2 protein-coding genes and 1 pseudogene are annotated in these 19,543 nt (G+C 70.9%); all 3 read right to left on the bottom strand.

Annotation, left to right across the window (positions count from 1 at the left end; all coding sequences use genetic code 11):
- Positions 1-18,649 (bottom strand): annotated as a pseudogene (locus tag ND748_RS03520) (hypothetical protein); the annotation flags it as partial.
- 92 nt (positions 18,650-18,741) lie between these two features.
- Positions 18,742-19,080 carry a hypothetical protein gene (locus ND748_RS03525; protein WP_251743962.1) on the bottom strand — a complete coding sequence of 113 codons (339 nt, stop codon included), beginning with the start codon at positions 19,078-19,080 and terminating at the stop codon, positions 18,742-18,744.
- Positions 19,077-19,520: a YbaB/EbfC family nucleoid-associated protein gene (locus ND748_RS03530; protein ID WP_251743963.1), complete on the bottom strand. Its 444-nt coding sequence runs from the start codon at positions 19,518-19,520 to the stop codon at positions 19,077-19,079. The genes ND748_RS03525 and ND748_RS03530 overlap by 4 nt, the downstream gene beginning before the upstream one ends.
- Between the last annotated feature and the right edge of the window lie 23 nt (positions 19,521-19,543).

Below are 19,543 nucleotides of genomic sequence, written 5' to 3' on the forward strand. Positions count from 1 at the left end.
GGGTCGGCGCGAACACGGTCACGTCGGCCGCCGCGCCGACCCGCCGCCAGGCCCGCCGGCGCAGGTCCGACCGCTCACCCTCGTCGTCCTGCTGGTAGACGACGACGAGGGGCCGGACACCGTCCCACCCCTGGTTCGCGAGGTAGGCGGGCATCTGCGCCGGCGGCAGGTAGGTGAATCCCCCGTCCAGCCGTCCGAGCACGAACCGGGGCTGTCCGGCCTCGTCCTGGTAGACCTCGAATCCCTCCACCTCGTAGACATCGTCGCGGGCCGCGAGATCCGTGGCATGACGCACCGCGGACAGGTAGGAGTTCGTGCTGGTCGCGGCCAGCCCGGTGCTCGTACGGACCACCGCGTCGTCGGGACGCAGCCGCGCCCCGCCATCCGCGGTGTCCCATTTGCTCGTGCCCTGCTCGGCCAGCGGCCCCAGTACCCGCCACGACGTCGGCCGCCCCCCGGTGTCCACCGACCGCGGCCCGCCGCCCGCGTCGTCGAACTCGCCGTGACTGCTCCCGTCGAGCACCAGGAACTCCACGTCCTGGGCATTGGCGAACCGGTGCAGCATCTGCTGCGACCGTCCCGGCCCCCCGGCGACCCACAGGCGCAGGTCCAGGTAGTAGGCGGAGTCGTCGTGCCAGCCGTTGTCCCGCAGGAACGACGCGAAGGAGGGATGGACGTTCCCGCCAGGCGGCGTGCCCTCGAAGTCCTCCCGGAAACGGAGCCGGTGACCATCGGGCATCGTCATCCCGACACCACCCTCATGCGCCGGCAGGACCAGCTCGAACGGCCCGGCCTCGGCGGCCGCCAGCGCACGCAGAAAGTCGATCTCAGCGAGATACTCCGGCAACGTCAGGGACGCCATCCCGTTGTTCCACACCACCGGACCGGTGACCTCGCCCGGCGCCAGGGAGCCGTCCGGCGCGACGGAGAGCCACACCGGCGGCCGCACCAGGTTGCGGCCGTCCACCAGCTCGGGTCGCAGCGCACTCCACCCGCTACCCAGGTCGTCGTTGCGCGCGGCCAGGTGGCCGTCCACCACCCGCTGGCCGATACCCGCGTCCGGCAGCCAGAACTCCGTCCGCAGCTCCGTCGCGAACTCCTGCAACTGCTCGCGCAGCGTGACGTTCTCGGCCTCCTCGTCGGCCTGATCGGCCCAGCCCCCCGCGGACTCGCTCGGCGCCCACACCTGCACCGGCCCGCCCCGCCATCCCGCCGCCGTCAGCAGGCCGACCATCAGCCCCGGCCACACCGGCTCCAGGTCCACGCTGTCCCGCGGCCGGATGCCCAGCGCACCGTCAGCCATCCGCGGCAGGAAGACCGTTGTCACATACGGCTGGCCGTGCAGCCCGGCCGCAAACTCGCGCATTCCGCCCGCGAGCACCAGCCCACGTTCCGCGTCGACCCGGACGTCGAAGTCGTCCAACCAATCCGCGGCTTCGGGCTCGTCGGCCTCACGGCCGCCCGGACCGGAGTAGTCGGAGTAGACCGAGCCGGAATCAACCGATTCGGAATCGACCGAGTTGGCGTGGACCGAGTTGGCGTGGACCGGGCCGGAGTACGGCGAATCCGGATCGTTGCGTTCGGCATCGCCGTCCTCGGAGATCTCGCCGTCCGCGTCGGCGGCCTCGTAGGCGGACTCGCCGTCGTCAACCTCGGCGTCATCAGTCTCGGCGTCATCGACCTCAGCGTCATCGACCTCGGCGTCATCGGTTTCGGCGTCACGGTCCTCGGGCGACACGGTGTCACCGTCGTGATCCAGCGTCGGATCGGTGCCCGAGAAGGAGGGCGGAACCACGGGCACCCCGAAGGCGGCCGTCAGCAGCTCCAGGTCCCGCACGAACGCCTCGGCCGCGGCGGTGTCGCCCGGCGGCGCCGTCCACAGCACCACCGTCCCGAACGGTGCCCGCCGCCCTGCCGCAGCGGCCACGACGACCGCCTCCGCCCCCACCTCGGCCAAGGGGCGCACGCTGCCGTCGCCGAACGTCACGCCAAGACGGCCGTCCGCAAGCCTGGGAAGGTCGAGGGCGAAAGTACCCGGCGGGTAGCCGAGATCCTCCTCGAAGTACCACACCGTGTTCTGGCCGAACATGTCCACCGTGGGCGCGGCCAGCCCGTTGTCGTCCATCGACAACCACGCCGGACTGTCCGGCGCCCACAACCGACCCGCCGGATCGGTCACCAGGCCAACCGGCCGGCCGGCCGGATTGTGCAGCACCTCCCAGAACCCGCCGGCCTGGTCCGCACCGGCGGCGACGGCGGTGTGGTGACCGGCCCTGACCATCACCTCGCTACCCGCAGCCGGCATGAACACCAACGCATCGGCGGCCACCCCCACCCGCCGCCAGGCCTCCCGACGCAACACCGAACGCTCATCCGATCCGTCCTGCGCGGCCGCTGGCTCATCCGCCACAGCAAGCGGTTCACCCTGCCAACCATGCCGGCCCAGGAATCCGGCCATCTCCTCCGGTGACAGAACCAGATGGGATCCGTTGAAACGCTCGATCACGAATACGGGCTCGCCGGTATCGGTGCGCCGAACCTCAGCACCCCGCACCTCGAACACCTCGTCCCGAGCCACCACCTCGTCGGCGTCGTCGAGCGCGAACCGATAGCCCGCCGGATTCGTCACCAGCAGCCCGGCACCCGTGCGCACCACCATCTCGGCTTCCCCGGAATCGAACTCGTACACGGACAAGCTGGCGGCCGGGGACGCCGGCGCGGCCGCCTCCGGACCGGCCGCATCCGGGCTTTCTTCGCCGGGGGTGGAGTCCGAGGCCGGCTCGTCGAACGGGCGCGCCGGCTCGACCGACGGCGAATCCAGCGGCCCCGACAGAGCACCCTCCTCGGCCGGGAACACCGGGACGGACGGCGACGATCCTGGCGCCTGCGAGGAATCGGCGGCCGGCGGTGCCATCGGCTCCGGAAGCAACTGCGCGGGCTCCGGCGTCGCAGTCTCCACCAGTGCCGCGACCGGCACCGGAAGCAACGGCGCGGGCTCCGTCTCCACCGGTGCCGCGACCGGCACAGGCGGCTCCACCACGGACGGCTCCGGCACAGGCTGCTCCGGCACAGGCTGCTCCGGCGACGGGATGGCCGACGGGCGGATACCCAGCGGACGGGCGGTCGGATCCTCCGTCAGCCAGATCGCCACCCGACGACGATCCCGACGTTCCTCCGCCCCACCCCGAGCAGCGGCCCCGCCGGCAGGCGTCGGCGCGGACGTGGGCCCGGTGCCGCGTGTCAAGATCCGATGACCCACCGCGTGAACCGGCAGACCGACTGCTGTCAGCCGCTGCGCCAGGGCCGGCGCCAGCACCTGCCAGGCGGACTGCGCACGATAGCGCCCGGAACGCGCCGCGCGACCAAGGCCAACCGCTCGGCCGCTGCCCCCGCCCTCCAGGTGCACTACCAGCGCCGGCCCCCCCACCCGAGCCCGCCGCGCCGCCTCCCCCGCAATCTCATCCGCGAGCCGACCAACGCCGGCGAGCTGCTCAGCAGTCAGATCCGCAGGCCCAAAAACCCGCACACCCTCCGGGATATCAAGCTCCAACCCGACATCCCGCCACGAGCCCACCGACTCCGCGACGAGATCGACCCGATCAGCCCCACCGAGCAGCCGCCCGATCGGCTCACCACGAAGGACCGCAACCACCTCATCCGCCAGCGTCTTCGTCGCCCGCCGCCGGTTCTGCGGCTGCCTCCGCAGTGTCCGGTACACCATCAGGATCTCGTCGTCGTCGCGGTCCGCAGGCGCCGAGCCGACCGTCAGCCTCCTGCGCACGAGGTGCAGAAGATCCTGCTCCTCGTCCCGCGGACGAGGAGCAGGATCGGACGGCGACGGCGACGGGCTCGACGGTGGATCGAGGCCGGGGTCGGGGTCGGGCTCGGCGACGGGTTCGATCGTGTCGACCGGCGAAGCGGCGCTTGTCGTGCCGACCTCCGCGGTCCGCCGAGGGCTCCCTTCGGCCCGGACGTCGGACCGCACCGGCCCGGTCTCGGCCGCGGCGCTCGGCCCCGGGTCGGCCGCGTCCGCCGCGCCCGGATACGGAGGTATCCGGGCCAGGTCGACGGCGGTCAACGCCGGCATGTTCGCCAGGTGCACGGCCAGCTCGTCGCGGAACTGCGCGTGCCGGGTCGCGAAGGCGGCCCCTCTGCGTTCCCTGGTCGTGGCGCCGGGCGGCACCGGGATCACGGAGACGGGCGCGGCGGGGTCGACGTTCGTGCTCGCCAGCAGCAGGCGGATCCGCCGCGCGAGAATGCGCGGTGTGGTCGGCTCGAAACCGTGCTCGCCGCGCACCGCCAGCCGTCCGTCGCCGACGGTGCCGACAACGACGGGGATACTGCCGGCAGCCAGCGCGGTGGCGACGGCGGCGGCGGTGCTTCTGATGACGGCGGTGGAGGCGAGGGAGAGATCCGCCGACCAGAGGTTCAGACCCCCGCCGGGAGAGTCGCCGTCAAGCAACGCCGACCAGGGGGGCCGGGGAGCCGCCTGCCAGGCTCCCTCCTCGCCGAAGTCCGGCTCGCGTTGGTGGGTCGAGTACACGGGCAGGTCCAGCTCGCCGCGCAGGAGCGTCGCGAAGCGGGTGTGCGGGGGCCTCGACGACTGGTCGCTTCCCGGGCTCGGTTCCAGCCGTCCGACCCCCAGGTGGACGTTCCCCGCGAACCCCTCGGGGGCGTGGGCGTCGATGACGGCCGCGAGCTGCTCCGGTGGAATGCGCAGTCCCCCGTGCGTGGCATGCGAGACGAAGATCGTGTCCGTGTCGCCGTCCGCCAGCACCACGAACCCGCCGGGCTGCCGCGCGGGGACGGCCCGGCTTGGCCGGCCCTTGTCCGGCGGAGCCGTCAGATCTATCCCGTACACCCCGTCCGCGTCGGCCAGCGGCACCACGTGAACATCCGCGATCGACGCGGCCGCCTGATACCACTGCGACGGATCCGACCCGAGATTGTCGAAGATCTGGTCGACCGCCGTGAGCGTGCCCGTCTCGCGGTTTCCCCCGTGGCGGATCAACGACGCCGGCCCCGCGCTGCCCCCGGCCGCGGAGTCGGCGGTCACCGGAACCCAGGAGTTGGCGACGACGTCATGCAGGCCGGGAACGAAGTTCGCGTCGTGACCGACGTAGACCGGCTGACCGTCGTTGCGTTCCGAGATCTCCCGGGCCAGTTTTTCCAGCTTCTCGCGGTCGCTCGCCTCCCGGGTCGAGACGAGCCTGATCGGCACGGCTCGGCGGGTCGTCGACCCCGGTTCCGCAATGGCCTGGTCAAGGATCGTGATGATCTGTTCCGCCGAAAGCGGCTCCAGTGCCTCTCGGCGCCAGGAAGGCTCGCCGGTGGGCACGGTGTTGACGACGACGAGCGGCAGGGCGTCGGCGATCGGCGGCATGGCGATCAGATCCACGTACCAGCCCTGCAGAACGGCTGCGTCAGCGTCGTTGTCGGCCGCGAGACCGAAGATCAGGCCGCCGCCTTCGAAGAACCGGGCCCCGTCGTTTCCTGGTGGGACGAGCCGGCTTTCCTCGTCGACGGAGAAGTAGGGCGGCAAGTCCGCCAGCCCCGGCGGGAAGACTATCTCCAGTTCCTCCCCCGGCCCCGCCCCGTCCGGCCGGGAGGGCGGATCCGGCATCGGGTACATGCTGCCCGGCGCCACGTGCGTCGTGAAGGGTTCGGCCCCGGGACGGATGTGCGCGACCGGTTTGCCGAAGGCCGCGGCGAGGGATTCCGTGTCGCGCAGGAAGTTCCGGTGGGCCGCGGCTTCCTCGGGCGGCGTCGCCCAGAGCGCCACCATTCCCATCGGGGTGCGCTGCGCGGTCGCCGATGCCTGCGCGGCCCGCGCGGCCGAGACCACCTCCGCGAACCCCCGTTCGTCGAGTGGACGGACGCTGCCGTCACCCAACGTCACACCAAGATGGCCGTCCGGCAGCACGGGAAGATCAAGGGCGAACACGCCGGGCTGGTAGCCGAGTCCGACCATCCGGTACAGGTCCCAGCGTTTCCGGTAGAGCTCGGTGGTGGGTGACGCCAGCCCGTGGTCGTCCATCCACAGCCACGACGGGGCGTCCGGGCGCCACAGCCGCCCCGCCGGGTCGGTCACCAGCGGCGCCGGCCGGCCGGCCGGCGCGTGCAGGGTAGTCCACCGTGAGCGAGCGCCGGCGAGCTGGACGTGTCCCCCGAGCCTGCGCACGTTCAGGTTTGGAGGCGGGGCGAAGACGAAGGTGTCGGCGGCGGACCCGACCGCGCGCCACGCCTGCCGCAGCAGGGGCCCGGCCTCCTCGACCACGGCCAGCGGCGTGCCGGGCTGCCAGCCATGGCCCTGTAGGAAGGCGGGCATCTGCGCCGGCGACAGCACGTAGGAGGTGCCATCCGTCCGGTTGATCACGAACCCGGGCCCGTCGGCGCCGCCGGCCGCCGCCCTGATCCCGCTCACCTCGAAGACATCGGTCCGCGCCGCGTCGAGCGAGGGACGGGTGGCGTTCCACGGACGGTGGGCGGCGGTCGTCCCGACCAGGCCGGCACCCGTGCGGATCACCGCGTCCGGCGGCCCCTGTTCGACCGCCTCGGCGACCGTTTCAGGGATGTCCGTCTCGGCGGTTCCCGTCCCCGTGCTGTCCGTGCCGGCGCCACCGAGCAGTGCACCAGGAGGCTGCCCGTGTAGAAGGGCGATCACATGGTCGGCCAGCGACTTCGTCGGCGTCCGCCGATACCGCTGCTGCGACGAAAGCTGGTGATAGGCGCGCACGATCTCACGGTCGTCGACGTCACGACTGACCGGATGAGCCCGCAGCCTGATCCGTACCCACTGCACCAGCTCGCGCTCGGCGCCCACCGGATCGGGCGGCTCAGGTGCCGCCCGAATGTCACCGCGACCCGTCGGCCGTTCGCCAACCGCTGTCCGATCGTCATCGGTCCGGCCGGCCGGCGACGACAGCGGCGGCGGCGAGCGCAGTTCCCGCATGGCGATGTCGTTGTCGTCGTCGGGTTCCTCCCGGACCTCCGCGATCGGCGGGAGGTCGACGCGCCGAGGCGGCCTGCGCCTGTGAGGCAGCGGCGGCGGTGTCATGGGCGGGGCGGCCGGCGCAGGGGGCAATGACGAGGTCCGCTGGGGGATGACCGGCGGGGCCGACGGCGCGGGAGACAACGACGAGGTCCGCCGGGGGATGACCGGCGCCTCGCCGCGTTGGAAGGAGCCTGGGCGTCCCGGCGCCCCCTGATGATCGGCGGCCGGTGTGCCCGAGGCCGGTGGCGCCGGGGGTGCGGGGGATGCCGGGGGTGCGGATGCCGGGTCGCGTGGCGAGGTCGCCGGTGGGAGGTGGGGCAGCGGAAGATCCATGTCCCGTGGCCCGTACCACTGGACAGGGTTTCCGTCGTCGCCGGGAAGATCGAAGGTCGTGGCCGTGCCCGGATCGAAGGTGGTCGACAGTTCCTCGGCCGGGAAGCCCAGTTCGACCGGCACGGCGCCGGTGACGACGCGGGTGGTGTTGCCGTGGGTGAGGGTGATGGAGATCTCGACGAAGCCCTCGTAGTTCGCCGTGGGGCTCAGGAACTTGCCGTTGCCCAGGACCCGCCCGGTCGAGCCGGCGACGTCGGTGTTCCTCGTCTGGTAGGTCGGACCCGCGAGGAGGTCGACGCTCACATCCGCCACGTTGGCGGCGGTGACAACCCCGCCGACCTGGGGTTGCAGACCGGCGGCCGACCAGTACTGCCCGCGCCGCGACACCGCGGTGGTGGTCTCGTTGACCGGATTGAGCTCGGCGACATCGTCGGTGCGCAGGTGACGAAGATGCAGGATCCGGGCGGTGGCCGTGGCGGAGGCCGATCTGGACGTCACATTGTTCAGCAGCCGCGGAACGGTGACGGGTTCGCCGCGGGTCATTCCCACCAGCGAGGCGGTCAGGTTCGCGTTGCTGAACGCCGCCCGGACGGCGGGACCGATCTTCACCCAGGTTCGCTTGCCGAACAGCTCCCGGCCCGCGAGGTCGAGGGCCTGATGCAACCCGGCGGTCTCGGGCAGGCTACGTATGACGTCGGTGTCCCGCAGGCCGCGGTTTGCCTGGTCGCTCCAGATCCGCGCCGGCGGAGCAGGAGTGGCGGCGGCCGTTCGTGGGATCGGGGCGGCCGGCCCGGCGGACGCCGGATCATCCTTCGCCGGGCCTTCCTTCGCCGGGCTGTCCTTCGCTGGATCTTCCTCCGCCGGGCCGTTCTTCGCCGGCAGCGCCTCGGCCTCCGTCTGTTCCGTGAGGACCCGCAGCCGCGCGGGGGCGTCGGGAATACCGATCCGGGGTGAGCGGAGCAGCGGCGTGCGCTCCATGCGGAAGTGGAGCAGGACGCGGCCGTCGAAGACCGCGCCCGGCTTCTTCGTCTTCGTCGTCATCGCCGCGCGCGACATGATCGACTGGGTCATGATGTCGTCGCTGCCCGCCTGGGCGATGATGTTTCCGCCGAATCGACCCTTGATCGGCGCCACTCCAGCGGGGTCGGTGGTGTAGTAGATCTGCGTCTGAGTGGTGACGCTGCCAGAGACGCCGTAGGCGGTGACCCCGTCCGTCGTCGCGGTGGAACTGCTCTGTTCGGACCCGGTGTTGAACTCGGTCTGGTCGGTGTTGCTCACGTGCGGCAGATCGTCCGCCGACTCCGGCAGGGACGCGGTGATCAGGACGCGGCCACCGGGCACGACGACCTCGATCGGGTCGCCCGCGGTCATGGGCCGGAAGTCGTACTGCAGCCGGACCAGGGGCACCTCCTTCTCGATCCTGCTCCGGGCCGCCTTCCACCGGTGCCCGAACACCCGTCGGCCCTTCTCGTCGACATGGCGCAGGATGTCCTCCACGCCCTGCAGGCGACCGCCCGGGGTGGCCGGGAAACCGCGCAGATCCTGCACGATGTCGGAGGATCCAAGCCGACGCGTCCGCCGGATCCGCGGCGGCGGGGCGAAGGCGGTGTCGGGGGTACGGTCGACCGCCGGCTGCCCCGCCGTCCCGGTCCGGGTGTCGCGCATCGGGAAGATGACCGAAGCGTCGGGGATGGTGACCGACCGCGGTCCGCGACGCAGCGGGAAGCCCAGCAGACGCAGGTCGTAACTCACCACGAACCGGACAGGTCCCCGGAAGAGCGCCCCTTCCTCCGCCGTCTTCCCCTTGGCGACGATGCGTCCGCCGCCGACACCGGCATGCGAGATCGACCTGTCCCGGTTGTAGGCGCCGGTGACGTTGATGTTGAGATGGGGACCGTCGAGCTTCAGCTTCTCCGGGAACAGGGCGATGTTCCGACGACGCGAATCGATGTTGCCGCCGACGGAGTGCGAGGTCTCGGTGCCGCTCTCCATCTCGATGCCGGGTACGGGCTCGTGGTAGCCCAGGTTGCCGACCTCGGCTCGCACAGCCACCTTGCCCCAGACGAGGAAGCTTCTGACCCTGGTCGTCGACTCCTCCCCGCTGGAGAGGTCCGCCAGCTTCGCCCGCAGCGGGTCGCCCTCGTAACGCCGGTTCAGCCGCCGTTCGTTGCGCCGCCAGCTCAGCCTGAGCAGTGGCCGCAGGTCGCGCGTCATCGCCCGCATGACGACCCGGTCGTCGGCGCCCATGCTGAGCACGGTGTCGGTCGGGCTGATCCGGTGCTCGTCCGTCACCCGGGCGGGCGGACGGACGCTGGTGGCCGGCGTCGACGGTGGCCCGACGAGGTATCCGCTGGGCCGCACCGGGGAAGCGTCCGGGTCGCGATCGGCCAGCTCCGCCTGATGGGCGTTCAGCTCCGATCCGTGGGTCTTCTCGGTGATCCTGCTCGCCGGGCGGGTCGAGTTCGGGAAGAGGAATCCCTCCCCCTCGGGAATCGTTATCTCGGTCCGTACCGTCGCCGACGTCGACGTGTTCTTCTTGAGAAGTGCGCCGAAGGTGAACGTGAGCTCGACGTCGCTGTCGTAGATCCCGACCCGGGTGGGAAACTTCGCGCCGGCGACGATCTTTCCTGAGCTGAGCAGGCGCCAGCCGGTCCGGCGCCGGAACTCCCGGCCACCCAGGCCCTGGAGGGCGACCTCCCCACCCTCGAAGGTCGGGACGCCGCCCAGCACCAGAGTCGTCGCCTGACTCCACCAGTTCAGCCGCCGCCGGGAGAACTGCGCGCTCGTCTCGTCCTGCGGAGACAGTTCGGTCCTCGTCGTTCGCCGGAAGGTGGTCGACGTGACCTTCGCCCGGGCCTGGAGGAACGCCCCCGGTGGCACGTCCCGCTGGTTGAGTTCCGGGCCGTCGAGGACGGCGCCCCGGGTCATCGAGGCCAGGTAGGCCGCGACCCGGTCCCGGTTGAACCAGGTCAGTACCTCCTGGCGGATCCCGTTCCACGTAATGTCCCCGAAGAAGTCCCGGCCCTGCTGGTCGAGCGCGGCCCGGATTCGCTCCATGTGGTAGAGGTCGCGGACGGTGTCCGTGTCCCGTAGCCCGGTCCCCGGCCCGTTGCCCCAGATCCGCGATGGCGGCACCAGCACGTCGCGAGGCGCGACCGGCGCAGCCGGCGCCGGCCGGGTCGGCATCGGCGGCGGCGCCACCCAGGGGGTCGGCCGATCCGCCGCCTCCGCCTCGTCCGTCTCGATCACCGTGGTGATTCCGAGCGCGGCCGTCGGCCGAGCCGTCCGCACCGAGCCGACGGCCGGCTTGTTCCGCAGGTGAAAAATCAGTCTGACGCGGCCGTCGAACTTCTGTCCGTCAGGATTCTTGGACTTGTTCGCCACGCCGGACTTCGTCAGCGAGTCCCGCAGCACGACCGTGTCCCGGCCCATCTGCCCGGTACCGGTGCCGGTGATGTCGAAGGCGGCTTTCGCCGTGCCGAGTAACTGGCCGGGCGCGGGGACCTGGAGCGCGTCCGAGGTGATCCGCTGGTCGGAGGTGAAGCGATAGGTCTCGGTACCGGAGTTGAACTCCGTCTGGGCCGTCGCCCGGACATGGTCGAGCGCGGCCAGCTCCGCGGAGATCTCGACCGTCTCGTCGACCGACTCCAGCCTCACCGCCAGCGGATCACCGGACATCATTCCCTTCAGGTGCTGATGAATCCGGTCCAGATCGACCTCGGCGAGGATCTCCTGTTTCACCCGCGGCCACATGGAGCTGTACACGGTGGTGCCCGACGGGTCGATGCTGTCGAGTACCCCCGCCACACCGCGGGTGTCCCGCATGTAACCCTGGCCCGGCGACACCAGGGGGTACACGTCCAACACGACGTCGGTGGACCCTAGGCGACGGTCACGGCGCACCCGTTCCGGCGCCGTGTAGTGGTTCGCGGGCGCCCGGGGATTCCCGTCGGCGTCGGGACTGTCGGCGCTCGGGGTCGAAATCCGCGTGCCGATCGTGAACACCCGGCGTTTCGGGGCGATGTGCTCGCCCACTTTCAGGTGGCGGAGATCGATGGTGACGCCGAGATCGGTGAAACCGTCGTAGAGCGTGCCCGGCTCGACGACCTTCGACTTCGCGACCGTCCGCCCGCCGCTCCACTCGTTGGTCCCTCGGCTCGAGTCCCAGTACCGCCCGAAGTTGCCGGTCCACTGGAACTTCGGTGTCGTGACCCGCACCGGCAGCGTGACATTGGTTCTCCACCGGGACTCGTGGAGATCGCCGGCGGTGCCCTGTGACTCCGAACCGCTCTCGAACTCGAACTTCTGCACGTCACGGACAGTCGAGAAGTCCCGGACGATGGCGTCGAGGGTGACGGTGCCCACCCACCCCCGCTGGTTGATCCGGAGCTGCCGCTGATCGCCACGGGTCATCCCGGCCAGCCTCGCCTTGGTCACCGAGGCCCGGGCGAAGTTCCGCACATCCGGCTCGATCTCCGCCCAGGCTCCGCCCAGCGGCTTCTTCAGCCGCCGCTCGATCCACTGGTAGACGTCGTTCTCCCCCGGATACATCCCGATCACCGTGTCCGAAGCGCTCAACCGGCCGTGCCGGGAGATCCTCACCGGCGGTGGGGAGGCAGAAGCGTCCGGCCGGCCGGTGATCTGCGTCGGCCAGCGCGTGGGTTCGAACATCGGTGGCGGCAGCGTCGGCGGGCCGGCCTGCTGCTCGCCGGCGGGGTCTGCTGCCGGCGTCGAGGTCGGACGCGGGCCGGTCGGTGGGATGCGTCTTCCCAGCCTCCGTGACGTCGGGCGAGCTGTCGGCGTGTGTGCTGGCCCGGGGGTCGTCGGGCCGGTGCCCCGTGGCCGCGCGATCGGTTCCAAGCCCAGGTAGTGGTTGTGATGCCGCAGCACATAGACGGTGGGGCGGCCGGCGGCGGACTCGTTGAGCCCCAACTCGCTCTGCCCCTGCTGCAACACGCGAATGTCCACGTCTGCGACCCGGGCGATCGCGGCCGGCACCTCCTCGCCGATCGGGGTGTTCCACAGAGCGCGGTCCTCGATGGCCGACGCCAGCAGATCGGTGAACTCCGGCAGCCAGCCGTCCCGCGCGAGCGCCGCCCGGACATACGGAATGACGGCCGCCATCGACGCCGGAAGCCAGCGCTGAACCAGCGGGAACCGGGTGGTGGGATTTGCCGTCAGCCAGTCTCCGAGACGCGCGCGCAGGCCGTTGTGATGCTGGGCGGACCCGGCGAACTGCCGGGGATCGGGCGCCGGCGGCCGACCGACCGCCTGTTCGACGAACCCGAAAGGCAGGTCGGCAACCAGATCCCGGGCCTGCGCCCGGTCCTCTCCGGTAGCGACCAGTCGATCGACCAGCAGATCCCTGGTCGTCTGCATCTGCCTGCCCCGGGACCAGGCACGAACCTGATCCCGGGTCGGCGCGGTACTCTGCCCGGCCCTGCGCAGAATGGTGGCGACAGCGTCGTCCGAGAGGTCGGCGAGCAGCAGCGGCACGATCTCCCGGCCGGCATCCGGATGGGTCTCACCGCGATCCGCGGCCCGGCGCACCTCCTCCCGGTATCGCCGGGCCAGCTCGGAGCGGTAATCCCGGATCGGGACGGAACTCGACAGGCCGGCCGGGGCCCGCGACGTCGACGCCGTGGCGCCAGGCGGAACCTGCTGCTCGGTGCTCAGCCTCAGCGCCCGGGGAAAACAGTCCCCGTCTCCCGCGACGTCGCGGACCCGGAACGATCGGTTGTCGGACAACGTAATCAGGTCACCGGACCGGCGCACCACGTTCGGGTTCGCGGACACAGTGGTTACTGGCGCCACCGGTGGCCGCCGGGTCGTCGACGGCGGGATCGGGGAAGGCGGGGTCGGGGAAGGCCGCGAGGTGGTCGGCTGCCCCTCCGCCAGAGAGGCGGACCCTCCCAGCAGAGCCTCGATCTGAGGGGCTGTCAGTCGTCGGAGCGGGCCGTGGAGGTCGGGCTGCCCGCCGTGCTCGTCCACCCGGCGCAGGAGCTCGGCGAGCGATCGAGTCGGGGGCTCGGTAGCGAAGTCGCGGGCCACGATGCCGTGGGCGGCGTTGTCGGCGGCGCTCGGGTTACCAACTGTGCTGGTCTCACCGGGGTTGCCGAGCTGGCTGTCACGGGTGCCGCGGCCGCTGCGGGCCGCCGCGTCGACCGAGGCCGCGCTGCGGTCCAGGGCGGCCATTGTCCGCTCGGCCCACTGGTCACCGTCCGGATCCAGTGCGGGAAGGTCCAGGATCGACGGCGGGCCCGGCGCCGGCCGCGACGGCACCGGCAGCACCGGCACCGGCAGCGACGGCAGCGACGGCACCGGCAGCGACGGAGTCGGCACCGGCGGAGTCAGATCATGGGCGTTGAGGGGAGGGGTGAGGCTCGGGTCCGCCGCGTCGCCCGGGGCGCCGCCGCGCAACCGGCCGAGCGGCTCGCCCCGCAGCAGCGCGGCCACATCGCCGGCGAGCACCTTCGTCACCCCGTGCTGGTTCGCCGGCTGGGCGCGCAGGTCACGGTAGACCCGCAGGATCTCGCCGTCGCCGACCTCACGATCCGCCGGACGGGCCCGCAGATCCACCCGCACCCAGTCCAGCAGCTCAGCCTCCTCGCTCCCCGGTACCGGCTCCGTCGACTCGACCGCCGACGGCGTGGACCCCGACTGGACGGGATTCACGGTCGTCGTGGCCGCATCCACCGCGGGAAGTATCGGATCATCGGTCGGCGCGACGGCCCCGAGCTGCGGCTGCGGCTCAACCTGCATCGCGGAACCGGCCGGCGCCGGCCGGTCGACGGGCAGGGTCGGATCGACGGGCACCGCCGGGACGACGGGCGGGGCGAGGTCGTAGGCCGGTGGCGGGACAGATTCCTGCGGACCGGGGGCTTCGGGGGCCGGGGGTGGGGGGGCCGGTGCGGCGTGCTTGAGGGGATTGACCCCGACCGGGAAACCGAACTGTCGTGTCATCTGCGCGGCCACATTGTTCATCCACCGCGCCAGGTCCGCCTCCGCGACGTTACCCCGAACCTTCTTGCTCATGTACCGACCCGACTTGTCGTTGATTATCCAACGACCATCAGGCCCCCGACTCAGCTCACCACTGAACCGCGCCGGCGCCGTCACCGTCCGGCCCGAAACCGGATCAAAACCCACCACGATCGTCGGATGCCCGTGCATCATCAGATCACTTTCCAGCCGATCCCGCGTCAACCCCAGATTATGCGGAGACATCCAGGCGAACAGCTCGTCGAGCTCCGCCTTCGAAACAATCGACGTCACCAGCTCGCTACCCAGGAAGACCTGACCGTCCTCACTCACCGCGAACTGCCACAGCGCCCCCGCCGCACTCCCCTCCAGATGTTTACCCGAAAAATCCTCCAACCGGCTCCACAAAGGATTGACCCGAAGCCGACCCTCCTTGTCGAACTCCCAGTCCTTCAAACCCTTCGGCTCCACCGCGGGAGCCAGCTCGAAATCCAAACCACGAACCGGCCGCTCCCCACCAACCGGCACCACTGGTTCGGCGGGCGGAGCAGGATCGGCGGGCGGAGCAGGATCGGCGGGCGGAGCAGGATCGGCGGGCGCTGGCACCTCGCCGGGTGGCGGGGTGGATTCCAGCGGCGGCGGAGCCTGGTCGTCGGCCCGGGCCTGTGGGCCACGAGGCTGCGCCGCAGGAATCACAGCGGGAAGCGTGGCGGTGTCCTCGGTCAGCCATCCGACTATCTGACGGTGTCGCTGTCCCACATCCACCGGCGGGCTGGACCGTACTGCGCCGGAGCCGGCTCCAGCCACCGGATGCGGGACGACCGTGGGTTGAGCGCCCCGGGTGTGCGTCTGATAGGTGACCACGTTGGGCTGCAGGCCCAACCGCACCAGCCGGACGGCCACAGCAGGCGCGAGCACTCGCCAGGCGGAGTCGGCGCGAAGCTGCCCGCTCCTGATCGCACGTCGGTAGCCGATGGTTCGGCCGTTACCCCCACCTTCCAGGTGAACAGTGAGCGGCGGAAGCCCGTCGCGAGCCCGGCGCGCGGCGTCGGCGGCGATGTGCTCGGCGAAGCGGTCCAGGCTCTGACGCTGATCCGCGCTCAGGTCGGTACTGGTGAACGTGCGGACGCCTTCCGGGACGTCCAGCTCCAGGCGGACGTCCCGCCACTGGTCGACCTCCGGTGTGGACGGTCCCGTATCAGCGATATCGGGCGGATCGGCCTGCGTCGCGGAATTCGGATCCGCAATGGCACCCGAGGCGCCCCCGCGCAGCCGTCCGATCTCCTCGCCCCGCAGGAGTGCGGCCACATCCGCGGCGAGAACCTTCGTCGCCCTCCCCCGGTTCGCCACCTGCGACCGCACATGACGGTAGACCTGCAGAATCTCGCCGTCGTTGATCTCTCGACCCGCCGGACGACCCTGTAGATCCACCCGTACCGAGCTCAGCAGATCGCGCTCGGTGGCCGTCGGGTGAAGGGACTCGGGTTCCGCCTGCTCCCCCGGGACGCTCTGCTGTCCCATCGGCACCGGCAGGATCTCGTCGACCGCCCCGAGGGGGGCCACGGTGCCGTCAGCATTCGGGGGCGCGGTCAAGTTCGGCGACGCGGTCAGGTTCGGCGACGCGGTCAAGTTCGGCGACCCGGTCAGGTTCGGCGACGGATCGCTCGTGACCGGCGGCACCGGGCTCGTCGGAGCAGCGGACGACTGCGGCGAGTCCGACGACGGTGCGGGAGCTACCGAGAGGTCGCTGGAGGATGAGAAGTCCGAAGCCTCGCCAGGCGACTCGGCATCGCTCGCATTCGGCACCTGCTGGTGTCCGGCAGAGCCGCCGGCGACCGGCGGAACAGGAGCCGGCGTCCGCGAGACCGGGGAGGCTCCATCGGGAATGGAGGACTCCTGCGGGGAGCCGGTATGCCGGCTGTCCAGCAGCGGGGGCGCCTGCGGCCCGGCGGGCGTGTTCGATCCCACGGCCGGCGGGGGCACAGCGGCCGGCGGGACCGCCGGAGTCTGCAGGCTCGACGGCGTGGGCAGGGCCGGTGGCATCGGCTGGATCCGCGGGCTTGGCGGGCTCTGCGAGACCGGCGGGCTCTGCGAGACCGGCGAGACCGGCGAGACCGGCGAGACCGGCGGGCTCTGCGAGACCGGCGAGACCGGCGGGCTCTGCGAGACCGGCGGAGTGGTGGTGACCGGTGGGGTTGACGTGACGGGAGCAACGGGCGGCACCGGTGGCCCGGGGGATGGTGCGATGACGTCGCTGTGCGCGGGATCGGTCTGGGGGACAGCCCAACTCCCGAGCGCCCGCGACGGAACCGGCGCGGGCCGGATGAGCGTCGAGGCATCGACCGTGGTCCGACCGTTCAGGTCGGGAGGCGTCGGGGGCCTCACGGCCGGGGCGGGCGTCACCACCGCAGAAGGCGGCCCGGCGGGCGCCTGGCGGCTCGGCGGGCGGGCTGAAGTCGGCGGAGGCATGACTCCGTCGACGGCAATCACCGGAGAGGGGGCCGACAGCGGACCGGTCGGTGCTGGTGCCGGCCGCGGCGGGACCTGATCGACCGGCGCCAGCGATCCGACGTCCGGCGGCACCTCGATCTGTTCGATGACGGCGTCGGGACTGCGGCTGTGACCGGTCGTGGGCTGGGGAGCCGGCTGGATCAAGGTGTCATCCGGACCAGTGCCGGAAAGATCGACCTGCCCGGTGAGGCCAGTCGACCCGAGTCGGTCAGCCGACGAGGGAAGACCCGTCGACGCGGGGACGGGCGACGCGGGGACGGGCGACGCGGGGACGGGCGACGCGGGGACGGGCGGCGCGGGTGCGTCGGGCTCGATCGTCGGGTGGCTTCTGAGCGGCGATCCGGCGACCGGGGCCGGTGGGTCCGCGGTCGAGCCGTCCAGTGGACGGATGTCCGGCCGATGGATGTCCGGTGTCCGATCACTGGACAGATGGAGGTCGGGCACTTTCGGCGGAGCTGCAGGATGGTCGTTGAACTCCGCCGGTACGTCGAAGCCGGCCGCGTCGAGATCCAGTCGATGCGGCTTCGGCTTCGTGTTCAGTCCGTTCAACTCAGGCCCGGACGGGCCGGATATCGGCTCCAGATCCCCGTCGCCCAGGTCGTTGCCACTCAGATCGCTGTCGCTCAGATCGGTGTCGGTGGTGCCGTCCGAGGCCATGCTGAAAATCGAGTCCGTGTCCGAGTCCGAGTCCGACCGGTCCGAGTCGGAATCCGAGAACGAGTCCAGGTCGCCGTCGTGCAGGCTCGGCGTGTGCTCCGAGGGGCCGTCGCCGCCATGGCCGACGACGGGGCCGTCATCGCCTCCGTCGTCATCGGGGCCGCCCCCCGTGTCCAGGTTAAGATTCGAATCCGCCGGGCCCGGGCCGAGGTTGTTGAGGTTCAGCCTGTCAAGAAGTGCGGCGATCTGCGCTTCGTTGATGGGTGGTTTACCCCCACCACGCATCCCCTTGCCGAAGAGGTGAGCAATATGCTCCGTGCTGCCCTCGACAGAACCGGAGATCAGGTCGTCGATGGCAGAGGTCACTCCCCACTGCCCATCCACCGCTCCGCTGGCGAAGATGCCGCCGCCGGTTTCGGTCAGCCCGGAGACGAGAGTCGCGACGAACAGTCCGGCCAGCGGGTTTTTGATGCCGTTGTCGACGCCTATTTTTTTCAGCCACTTGTCTATCTTTACCAAGCCTGGTTTCATACCAGGCAGGGAGAACAGCGAGAAGGCTGCGGCGGCGAACCCGTACTCGACCATGTGACCGATCTCGCCGCCGTCCAGACCGCTCCGCTTGCCGGCCAGGATCTGCCACGCCTGGGCCACGATCGACGAACCGGGCATGAACAGCATCTGCATCGCGGTGATCTTCGATGCCGTCTTGGCCGTCTCCAGGGACAGGATGCGCTGGATGATCGTCCGAGTTTCGGCGATGCGGGCGGCCGCGTCCGCCTCGTCGCCGAACGCGGCCTCGATCGCCGCGATCGCCAACTGGATCTGCATAAAAATGAACATGACGAAGCCCTGCTTGCGGGTGTAGTCCACCTGCAGTGCCTGGTCCCGCAACAGCGTCGCCGCCGACTTCAGCAACATGCCGGCCTGGAGCAGGAGCTTCGGTTCACTGATGACGAACGGCAGAGTCTGGGCGGTGAAACGTCGCCCGGCCTGACCGTGCACGCCGCTCTGGACGGCACGGACGATCTTTGTCAGCTCCGGCGACAACGTGTTGAGGACCACGTCGCCCTTGCGGTCCAGGTCGTCGGCCAGGGCCCACATCTTGTTCGGATCGGCGCCGGGTAGCCGCATTCCGGTGAAGGCGTAGATGGCCTCGTCCAGGGACTTGGACATCCGTTCACCTCCGCAACCCGGCGCCGATCACGACAACGCCCGCGAACGGCCGCCGCGGGGGTGGCGGCCGATACCCGGGCCTCGCAGTGCTGTCAGCCGTGATGGCCGCCCGGGGACTCCCAGCCGGCTTCCTCGGTCGTCTCGCCCTCGGTCGTGTCGCCGATCTGGCGCACGACGGACAGCCGGTCGCCCTGCAGACCGACCGCTTCCCCAAGCGCCCCGTAGATCTTCCCGAAGGCGTCCATCAGCTCCTGGAACGACGACTCCGCGTACAGAGAAACCTCGTCCTTCGCGCCCTTGGCGAAATTGTTTCGGGCGATGGTGTCGGCCAGCTCGCCGCCCAGATCGGTCACCTGCTGGCGGAACGTGCTGAGCATCGGCACCTTCTGCGCGATCTCGTCGCCGTCGTGGAGTATCACCTCGTCGCTCACCGCCAGCGCCCGTCTTCCTCGGGCGGAGCCAGCTCGCGGCCGTCGTCGGGCATGTTCCGGGTGAACATCCCGAGCAGCTCCTCCACGAGTTCCTCCGCCGACCCGGCCTCGGCCAGACTGCCCACGGGAGACGGCAGTTCCAGCATCAGTTCCTGCATGCCGGCCAGGACACGCCGACGGACCTCCTGACGAGCCCGCTCGATCGTCTTCACCAGGAGATCGGCCAGCTCGGCCGGGGCGAGATCCCGGTAGCCGTCGCCGCGGAAGGTGAGATCACGAATCTCGCCCTGGCCACCGACGGTGACCGAGAGCAGCTTGTTCTTGTCGCTCGTCCGGTAGCTCGTCTCCGCGCCCTGCTGCCGGATCCGCTCCGTGACCTCCTCGGTGTGCGCCAGCTCGGCCAGCGCGGCTTCCACCTGGCTTTCGTCGAACAGCGCCATCGTGCCTCCTTTCCCTGCATCAA

It is taken from the genome of Frankia sp. AiPs1 (assembly GCF_023716945.1).
In the GTDB taxonomy this organism is placed as follows: Bacteria; Actinomycetota; Actinomycetes; order Frankiales; family Frankiaceae; genus Frankia.

Excerpts from the sequence above, each read along its gene's own strand:
- ND748_RS03530 (WP_251743963.1), bottom strand. The coding sequence starts at position 19,520 with ATGGCGCTGTTCGACGAAAGCCAGGTGGAAGCCGCGCTGGCCGAGCTG.